This window comes from Aestuariivirga sp. (assembly GCF_046093005.1).
In the GTDB taxonomy this organism is placed as follows: Bacteria; Pseudomonadota; Alphaproteobacteria; order Rhizobiales; family Aestuariivirgaceae; genus Aestuariivirga.
In genome coordinates this window covers 72,595-82,028 of the sequence record NZ_JBJTER010000089.1, presented here as the reverse complement: position 1 = coordinate 82,028, position 9,434 = coordinate 72,595, and the positions used below count along the sequence as shown (strand labels likewise).

At 64.7% G+C, this 9,434-nt stretch carries 9 protein-coding genes; 6 read left to right on the top strand and 3 right to left on the bottom strand.

The window, feature by feature from the left end; genetic code table 11:
* On the bottom strand, positions 1-2,751 hold a 2,751-nt coding region (locus tag ACKOED_RS07915; RefSeq protein WP_408916042.1), incomplete at its 3' end, for a beta strand repeat-containing protein.
* Positions 2,752-3,266: 515 nt separating this feature from the next.
* Between ACKOED_RS07915 and ACKOED_RS07910 the strand changes: the two genes are divergently transcribed.
* The 6 genes from ACKOED_RS07910 (at position 3,267) to aat (ending at position 8,529) form a co-directional block, all read left to right on the top strand.
* Positions 3,267-4,655: a M48 family metalloprotease gene (locus tag ACKOED_RS07910; RefSeq protein WP_408916041.1), complete on the top strand. Its 1,389-nt coding sequence runs from the start codon at positions 3,267-3,269 to the stop codon at positions 4,653-4,655.
* 1 nt (position 4,656) lies between these two features.
* The gene (locus ACKOED_RS07905) at positions 4,657-5,457 is read left to right on the top strand and encodes a DsbA family protein (protein ID WP_408916040.1); all 801 of its coding nucleotides are present in this window, start codon (positions 4,657-4,659) and stop codon (positions 5,455-5,457) included.
* Positions 5,458-5,533: 76 nt separating this feature from the next.
* Complete coding sequence (aroQ, locus tag ACKOED_RS07900; protein ID WP_408916039.1) at positions 5,534-5,989, top strand: type II 3-dehydroquinate dehydratase; 456 nt, start codon at positions 5,534-5,536, stop codon at positions 5,987-5,989.
* A gap of 3 nt (positions 5,990-5,992) precedes the next feature.
* Positions 5,993-6,502 carry an acetyl-CoA carboxylase biotin carboxyl carrier protein gene (gene accB, locus ACKOED_RS07895; protein ID WP_408916037.1) on the top strand — a complete coding sequence of 170 codons (510 nt, stop codon included), beginning with the start codon at positions 5,993-5,995 and terminating at the stop codon, positions 6,500-6,502.
* Positions 6,503-6,508: 6 nt separating this feature from the next.
* Positions 6,509-7,852, top strand: coding sequence for an acetyl-CoA carboxylase biotin carboxylase subunit (gene accC, locus ACKOED_RS07890; RefSeq protein ID WP_408916036.1), 1,344 nt, complete (start codon positions 6,509-6,511; stop codon positions 7,850-7,852).
* Entirely contained in the window at positions 7,852-8,529 is a 678-nt protein-coding gene (gene aat, locus ACKOED_RS07885) for a leucyl/phenylalanyl-tRNA--protein transferase (protein ID WP_408916035.1), read from the top strand. The genes accC and aat overlap by 1 nt, the downstream gene beginning before the upstream one ends.
* Here aat and ACKOED_RS07880 read toward each other — a convergent pair.
* Entirely contained in the window at positions 8,496-8,945 is a 450-nt protein-coding gene (locus ACKOED_RS07880) for a DUF2155 domain-containing protein (RefSeq protein WP_408916034.1), read from the bottom strand. The two genes, aat and ACKOED_RS07880, sit on opposite strands and share 34 nt — an antisense overlap.
* Positions 8,942-9,424 carry an outer membrane lipid asymmetry maintenance protein MlaD gene (gene mlaD / locus ACKOED_RS07875; RefSeq protein WP_408916033.1) on the bottom strand — a complete coding sequence of 161 codons (483 nt, stop codon included), beginning with the start codon at positions 9,422-9,424 and terminating at the stop codon, positions 8,942-8,944. Before mlaD ends, ACKOED_RS07880 begins: the two co-directional genes overlap by 4 nt.
* Between the last annotated feature and the right edge of the window lie 10 nt (positions 9,425-9,434).

The following is a 9,434-nucleotide window of genomic DNA, read 5'->3' as shown; positions in this document are numbered from 1 at the left end:
AACCCGGTCCGCGGTGCCCGCCGCGGGGTTGATGTCCACCGCCATGACGCCGCCGGCCGTTTGCGCGAGATGACCGGTCACCGCCGTGGCGGCCACCGCGCCATCGCCGCCGGGCGAGAGCGTTCCGGCATTGCTCAGCGTATTGCCGGCGCCGAGACTGACGGTCCCGCCCATGTTGAACACGCCGCCCGTCTGGTTGACGAAACTGTTGGCCCCACCGCCCAGGTCGATATTGCCGGACACCGTGCCGGCATTGCTCACCGCCTCGCTGCCGGAGAACCCGAGAATGGCCAGCTGGCCAAGCCCGCCGGCGTTGTTCACCACGCCGCCGGACAGCACCTTCAAGCTGTTGTCGGCGCCGCCGAAGCCGGTGGTCAAGCCGAACGCGACGCCCGCCGCATTGACGCCCGCCGCGCCTGTCGCGGCGCCGCTGACCGAAACCGCGAGATTGCCGCCGCCAACAACGCGAACCGCCGAAGAGCTCTGCGATACGACGCTTCCGTCGGTCACCGTCACGTTCACAGCGCCGGTTTTCGCGTAGGCCGATATGCCGGTGAGCTTGCTTGCGACTTTTCCGCTGTTGGTCAACGTGACCGATCCATACTTGCTCGAGGCAATGACGCCATAACCCTCGGACGACGTGACGCCGCCGGAGCCGCTGAAGATCACCCCTCCGCCGCCGCGGGCGCTGATGCCAGAGGTTTTCGCGTCGATCCCGCCGTGGTTCTCGACCATCACCACATCCAATTTGCTGTAAGAATAGATGCCCATCCGGTCAGATGATGTGAGGTGCCCGGTATTGCTGACCGATACGGCGCCCGCACCCCGCGAGATCGCGGAGACCGCATAACCCTCCGCAGAAACCGTGCCGCCCGCCGCCACCGTCACGGCGCCAGACAAGTTATAGGCCGCTATTCCGCGACCGGAAGAGGACGTCACATGTCCGGCGCTGCTCACGCTCATCGCCGCAGCGCCAAAAGACGCGGCATAGACTCCTTCGGTCTTTCCGGCCACGCTGCCGGTATTCTTGACGGAAACAGCGCCTGTTTCACTGCGCGCATTGATACCCATCGCGCCCGCCGACGTCACATCGCCGGAGACATCGACGGTGACCGTGCCGGCGCCCTCGGCCCGCGCATCAATGCCGTGGGCGGAATCATTCGCCGTGCTGCTTGCGGTAATGTCCGCCCCGCCGGTGACGGCGACATTGCCGTTGCCGTAGTTTCGGGCGAAGATCGCGGCTTGGGTGTCCGACGTGACGCTGCCGGACTTGGCGTTGACGGCCACGTCGCCGGTGCCCGAGGCGCTCTTGACGACGGCGTAGATGCCTTGGGTTTCCCCCTTCACCGCGCCCTGAGTGGTCACTGACAGCGCGCCGGTATCGCTAAAGGCATGGATGCCCCGCGCGGCCTCCGACGTCACATCGCCGGAAACATCGACGGTGACCGCGCCGGCGACCCCGGCCCGCGCATCAATGCCGTGGTGGTCAGCGCCAGACCCGCTGGATGTAATGTTCGCCCCGCCGGTGACGGCGACATTGCCGTTGCCGTAGTTTCGGGCGAAGATCGCGGCTCGGGTGTCCGACGTGACGCTGCCGGACTTGGCGTTGACGGCCACGTCGCCGGTGCCCGAGGCGCTCTTGACGACGGCGTAGATGCCTTGGGTTTCCCCCTTCACCGCGCCCTGAGTGGTCACTGACAGCGCGCCGGTATAGCTAAAGGCATAGATGCCCCGCGCAGCCTCCGACGTCACATCGCCGGAGACATCGACGGTGACCGTGCCGGCGCCATAGCTCCGGGCCGCGATCGCGTCGTCGGTGGCGGACTCGACGCTGCCGGTCGTGCCGCTGATGATCAGCGTCCCGGCTCCCCCGAATCCATAGACGGAGCCGTTGATCAACCCGGTATTGAAAATTTCATTGACGGCGCCGTCCGGAAACATGACAACTGTGATGCCGCGCTCTATTACTCCGGCATTTTTGACGTAGCTGTCCGTGCCACTTACGACAAGCGACCTGACCGTGCCATAATTGTAGACTTTACTCGAATTTTGGATGTTAATTCCGCCCATACCACCATGGTTGGTGACCGTGTTGCCGTTTCTTAGCAAGGTGTTTCCAAGCACCAACCCCGTGCTGGTCACGACGATTTCATTACGGTCGTAGCCGAAGATCGAAAAATCGGAGTCGCCGATCGTTCCGCTGTTCCTGACATAGTTGTCGTCGCCCAGCCTCACTTCTGACTGCCCGCTGCTGATGAAGGCGCCAACCTCGTTGTAGATGCGGTTGTTGTTCCCGGTGAGAATGCCCCACACACCATCCCAGCTGGTGCTGTCGCTCCCGGTAATCGTGCCGTAATTGGTAATGGTGTTGCCGTTCCGGATATCGACTCCGTCATCGATGCCCGTAATGTTGCCGCGGTTGACGATCGTGTTGTTGTCGCCCGCCTGGATGCCGTCATAGCCGTCGATGCCAATTGTCCGCACGGTACCGCTCGTAACCGTGCCCTCGTTCGTGATCTGATTGCCGTCAACCAGAACGATGCCGTCCGTTTCGGCGGTCACCACGCCCTGGTTGGTCAGGATGTTGGCATTCTGCCCGGATACGCCAGGCCCGGAAGTCCCCGAGGTATCGATCGTGCCGCCTGGCGCGATCAGCCCGGTATTGTCGCTTCCCAGGTCCTGCGTTGTGGTTGCGGTGACGCCATCGGGAATTGTGAAGCCGGCGCCCAGCGCCGGCGCCGCCAGCAACAAGGTGCCAACCGCCGCCGAGGCGAGCAGCGCGCCACGCAGCCCTTGCCGCGCATCAAGAGCGCTTCGGCCGGTCGGCCGCCGTGTATCTTCACATGCCATTACCCCGGCCAACACATTATGAAGTTGAATGAAGCGCAAATCCCCTCATGCTGTTAGTTGTCAACCTGCCACGCTTCCACCAGTCTCAGATTGAGCGCAGACATGCTAAACTCCTCTTTAAGTGGTATCGGCTGTTCCGGCATAATCTCTCCGAAACGCATGGGCTTGGCTGACGCAACCCTTTGACGGCCTCAGCGGGTGTGCGTTTGCAAAGAATTTCATGCTGCAGCGCCCGCAAAGGCCTCCGGCGGTCACATGAAGCCGTTCTGACGCCTCGCGGACAAGGATGAAAGCGGTTGCGTTCGGTTGACCGGACGATGCTCCAAAGTGCAGGATTTTCCCGGGGCGTGTTCATCCCTGAAGCCTTGAACTCGCCTTATTCTGCCGCGATGGACCAGTCGTAAGGTAGTAGAGGCATGTTGAGATCCGGTTTTCTCTATCGCGCGCTTGCACGGTTCATGGCGGTCCTCACCGCCGTGACGGGCCTTCTCGTGTCGGAGGCCGTGGCGCAATCGTCTCCGGCCAGAGGCATACCTCTGATCCGCGATGCCGAAATCGAGGGACTGCTGAGGCTCTACACCCGCCCGATTTTCAAGGCGGCAGGCATCAACCCCAAGGCAGTCAAGGTCTATATCATCAACGATCCGCGCATCAACGCCTTCGTGGCGGGCGGGCAGCGCATCTTCGTCAACACCGGCCTCCTGCTGGAATCGGACACCCCCAACGAGACGATCGGGGTGCTGGCCCACGAAACCGGCCACATCGCCGGCGGCCACCTGGCGCGCATGGGCGTTGAGATCGACTCGGCCAATTACACGGCGATCATCGGCATGCTGCTGGGGCTTGCCACCATCGCCGGCGGCATCGCGGCCGGAAGCGGCGAGGCAGCCCAGGCTGGCCAGGGCATCATGGCAGGCAGCAAGGGCCTCGCGCAGCGCAACTTCCTGACCTATGCGCGCGGCATGGAAGCCTCAGCCGATCAGGCGGCCCTCAAATACCTCAACGCCACCGGCCAGTCGGCCAAGGGCATGATCACGCTGTTCGAGAAGCTGGCCCGCGAGAACATGGTCGTGCTCGCCAGCGCCGACCCCTATGTGATGTCGCATCCGATGCCGATGGACCGCATCGCCAATCTCGAACAGGCGGCAAAGAAGTCTCCCTATTACAATGCCAAGGATTCGCCCGCCCTGGTGCTGCGCCACGATCTGGCGAAGGCCAAGATCATCGGCTATTCGGGCGGTCCCCAGGCGGTGATGCAGCGCTACCCATCGGCCGACCAGTCGATGCCGGCCCGCTACGCCCGCGCCATCGCCCTGTTCCGCAAGGGCGACATCAAGAACGCGCTGCCGGTGATCGACGGCCTCACCGCCGAGCTTCCCGAGAACCCGTATTTCTGGGAACTCAAGGCCCAGGCGCTGCTCGAGAACGGCCGCGCCGCGGAAGCCGTCGCCCCGGCCCAGAAGGCGCTGACGCTGCTGCCCAAGAGCGGCCTGATCCAGATTCTCGCCGCGCAGGCCCTGATCGACACCGATAAGCCCGCCAGCGCCAGGGAAGCGGTCAAGCTGTTGCGCCAGGCGCAGCGCTCGGAAGGCGAAACGCCGGAAACCTTCAACCTGCTGGCCCGCGCCTATGCCCAGACGGGCGACATCGCCCGCGCCGAACTGGCCACCGCCGAGTCGGCGCTGCTGCGGGGCGACCGCAAGCTGGCGATCGAGAAGGCCAAGTCGGCGCAGAGCCGGTTCAAGACCGGCTCGCCGGAATGGATCCGCGCCAGCGACGTGCTGACCTTTGCCGGGCGCAGCTGACATGCACACCCGCCCCAACCTCGCGCAGAAAGGTTTTGACCGCATGACCATCCGCCTCCGCCTCGCCGCCGCCGCCACCCTGTTGTTGTTGGGCGTGCCGGGGGCGCTCGCCGCCGAAAGCTTCACCGGCGCCCAGAAGAAGGAAATCGGCGAGATCGTGCGCCAGTATCTGCTCGACAATCCGGACGTGCTGCTCGAAGTGGGCCAGGCGCTGGACGCCAGGCAGAAACAGGCGGAAGCCGAACAGCGCGCGGCGGCACTGCAGGCCAGCGCCGGTCAGCTGTACCGCTCGCCCCATGATCATGTGGCGGGCAACCCGCAAGGCGACGTCACCATCGTCGAGTTTTTCGATTACAATTGCGGCTGGTGCAAGAAGAGCTTCGCCGAGGTGGTCAGCCTCATGGACCAGGACAAGAACCTGCGCCTGGTGCTGAAGGAATTCCCGATTTTCGGCGGCGATTCCGACTATGCGGCGATGGCCGCCATCGCCGCCCGCAAGCAGGGCAAATACTGGGAACTGCATTCCGCGCTGTTCAGCCATGAAGGCAAGGTCACCGCCGAGGCAGTGGACGAACTGGCCAAGCAGGTTGGCCTCGATCTCGACAAGCTCAAGGCGGACATGAAGCTTCCGGAAGTGGCGCAGATCATCGCGGACAACCATGCCCTGGCCCAGTCGCTGGCGATCAGCGGCACCCCGGCCTTCGTCATCGACGACAAGGTCTCGCCGGGCTATCTGCCAGCCGATGGCCTCGCCGCCATAACCGCCGAGATCCGGGCGGGCGGCGGCTGCAAACTGTGCTGAGGACAGCCGCCCGGCAGCGCTTCCAAGCTCCGGGAAGACCGCCTATAAGCGTCTGGCAGAGCGAAGGAATCGCCAGGTGAGCAGCAAGCCGGTCTTTGTCCTGAACGGACCCAACCTCAACATGCTGGGCCAGCGGGAGCGTGAGGTCTATGGCGCCCTCACACTCGCCGAGGTAGAGACGCGTTGCCGCGCCCATGCTGCGGCGCTTGGCTTGGCGGTTGATTTCCGGCAGACCAACAGCGAGGGGGATTTGATTTCCTGGATCCATGAGGCCCGTGACAAGGCCAGCGGCATCGCCATCAATGCGGGCGCCTACACCCACACCTCGGTGGCGCTCCATGATGCGTTGAAGGCGGCCGAGTTGCCAGCGGTTGAGGTCCATCTCACAAACGTTCACAAACGCGAGGCGTTCCGCCACAAGAGCCTGATCGCCCCGGCGGTTAATGGCGTGATCTGCGGCTTTGGCGCCGACAGCTACCTGCTGGCCATCTCCGCGCTCTCGTCTCTCGTAACGTCCAACAAGAAGGTTTGACGCATGCAGAGCAAGAAACCCGTCAAGGCCGCTCCGGAAGCCGCGCATGACGATCCCGATCTGAGCCTGATCGCCAGGCTGGCCGGCATCCTCAACGAAACCGGGCTCACCGACATCGAGCTTGACCGCAAGGGAACGCGGGTGCGGGTGTCAAAAGCGGTCACCACCGTGGCGAGCGTCGCCGCCCAGCCAGCGCCGGCCCCGGCCGCCTTCCACGGCCACGCCCACGCCGCGCCGGAGCCCGCCGCCGCACCGCAGGCCAAGCCTTCGGGCGATCATCCGGGAACCGTCAAATCGCCCATGGTCGGCACCGTCTACATGGCGCCCTCGCCGGGCGCGCCGAACTTCATCGAGGTGGGCACGATGGTCAAGGAAGGCCAGACGCTGCTCATCATCGAGGCAATGAAGACCATGAACCAGATCAACGCCCCGCGTGCGGGCAAGGTCACTCACATCTTCGTCGACAACGCCCAGCCCGTCGAATACGGCGAGGCGCTCGTGACGATCGAGTAGGTGGCGATGTTCGACAAGGTCCTCATCGCCAACCGCGGAGAAATCGCGCTCCGCGTGCTGCGCGCCTGCCGCGAGCTTGGCATCCAGACGGTAGCCGTGCATTCCACCGCCGACGCCGATGCGATGCATGTGCGGCTTGCCGACGAGAGCGTCTGCATCGGCCCGCCGCCCGCCCGCGACAGCTATCTCAACATTCCGGCCATCGTCTCGGCCTGCGAGATCACCGGCGCCGAGGCGGTGCATCCGGGCTATGGCTTTCTGTCGGAGAACGCCCGCTTCGCCGACATCCTGACCGAACACGGCATCAAGTTCATCGGCCCTTCGGCGGAGCACATCCGCATCATGGGCGACAAGATCACTGCAAAGCTCACCGCCAGGGAACTGGGCATTCCGGTGGTGCCGGGCTCCGAGGGCGGCATCGCCAGCACCGAGGAAGCCAGGCGCGTGGCCCGCGACATCGGCTACCCGGTGATCATCAAGGCCACCGCCGGCGGCGGCGGGCGCGGCATGAAGGTGGCGCGCGCCGAGGCTGACCTCGAGATTGCCATGGCCACTGCCCAGTCAGAGGCCAAGGCGGCCTTCGGCAACGGCGACGTCTACATCGAGAAATATCTCGAAAAACCACGCCACATCGAGATCCAGGTGCTGGGCGACGGCAAGGGCCGGGCCGTGCATCTGGGCGAGCGTGATTGCTCACTGCAGCGCCGCCACCAGAAGATCTGGGAAGAGGCGCTGTCGCCCGGCCTCAACGCCACCCAGCGCGAGGAAATCGGCAACCGCGTGGCCCGCGCCATGCAGACGCTTGGCTATGAGGGCGTGGGCACCGTCGAGTTCCTCTACGAGAACGGCGAATTCTATTTCATCGAAATGAACACCCGGCTGCAGGTCGAGCATCCGGTGACCGAGGCGATCACCGGTCTCGATCTGGTGCAGGAGCAGCTGCGCGTCGCCTCCGGCGCCGATCTGGCCTACCGGCAGGAAGACATCACGTTTTCGGGCCATGCCATCGAATGCCGCATCAATGCCGAGAACCCGACGACCTTCGCGCCCTCGCCGGGCCGCGTCGATGCCGTGCATTTTCCCGGCGGCCTCGGCTGCCGGGTCGATTCGGCGCTCTATGCCGGCTATCGCATCCCGCCCTATTACGACAGTCTCATCGGCAAGCTCATCGTGTCAGGCAAGTCGCGCACCGAATGCATGATGCGCCTCAGGCGGGCGCTGGGCGAATTCGTGGTCGAGGGCATCGAGACCACCATCCCGCTGTTCCAGCAGCTCCTCGCCGAGCCTGACATCATCGACGGCCGCTATGACATCCACTGGCTGGAGCACTATCTCGCCCGCCAGGCCTGATGAGCGTCATCACCCCGCAGATCCTGCTTCGCGCCTATGCCGCGGGCATCTTCCCGATGGCCGAGAGTGCGGAGGACAGCGCGCTTTACTGGGTGGAACCGGAGGAGCGCGGCATCATCCCGCTCGATGGCCTCGCCATTTCGCGTTCGCTCCGCAAGCGGCTGCGGGCCCACACCTACACGGTGAAGATCGACCATGATTTTCCGGCGGTCATCGCCGCCTGCGCCGAGAAGACGCCCGAGCGCCGCACGACCTGGATCAACAGCCGCATCGTGGCGCTCTATACCCAGCTTCACCGCATGGGCTGCTGCCACAGCGTCGAATGCTGGCGCGAGGGCAGGCTGCTGGGCGGGCTTTATGGCGTGCGCATCGGCGCGGTGTTCTTCGGCGAGAGCATGTTCTCGCGCGCTGATGACGCCAGCAAGGTGGCGCTCGTCCATCTCGTCGCACGGCTCAATTTCGGCGGCTTCCGGCTGCTCGACGCGCAGTTCGTGAATGACCATCTGGCAAGGCTCGGGGCCGTCGCCGTGCCGCGCGGCGATTATCACCGGATGATGGAACCCCTGCTCGCCGCGGAAGCGGATTTCTCCGCCTTCGCCCAGGACGATGATCCGGACGCCGTGCTGGCCTGGGCGCGGCGGCCTCAGTCCTCCGGCTCGCCTTCCTTCACGGTCTGATCCTGGAGCGCGTTGGCGTCCGGCGTGGCCTCGACCGGCGGCGGCGGCGCATTGGGGTCGCGGCAGCCGGTGAGCCAGATGTCATAGGTGGCGTGCTCGAGACCGCTGAGGCCCGGGCTTTCGGCGAACATCCAGCCGGAAAACACCCGCCGCCGCGTATTGCCGGATTCGATCTGATCGATCTCGACGAAGCTCGTGGTCTTCGGCTCCTCGGTGGGCGGCCGCGAATAACACACATTGGGCCGCACGATCACCGCGCCGAAGCGGCGCTGCTCGCCGATCGGGATTTCGAAAGTGGTGGTGACCCCGGTGATCTTGTCGAGGCCGGCGAACACCGCGATCGGGTTCGAAATACGCTCGGCCATCGCGGGGCCGCAGGCGGCAGCCAGCGCGAGCGCCACGACAACATATCTCACGGCGTCGGGGCTTCCGGGGCGCCGCCGCCCTTGTTGGCGAACATCGCCTGGCTGATCAGCGACCAGATGTCGACCGCGCCCTGGGTATTGGAAATCACCCCGCCATCGGCCAGCACCGTTTCCGCTCCGCCTTGCTCAAGCGCGATGAAATTGGAGCCGAGCAGCCCCTCCGAGGTGACCTTGGCCGTGGTGTCCTCGGTGAACTTCACCTTGGGGTCGATCTCCATCACCACATTGGCCTGGAAGTTTTCCGGATTGAGCGAGAAATCGACGACCGAGCCAATCTTGACGCCCGCCACCCGCACGTCGGTTCCCACGCTCACGCCGGCGGCATTGTCGAACTCGGCGCTGAGCCGGTAGGAGCCCGCCGCATGGCCCTGGTCGGAGGTCTGGTAGGCGAACAAAAAGAACGCCGCCGCAATGGCGATCACCGCCGCGCCGATCAGCGTCTCAACGGTCGAGTCCTTCACGCCAGCCACAGTGGTTCAC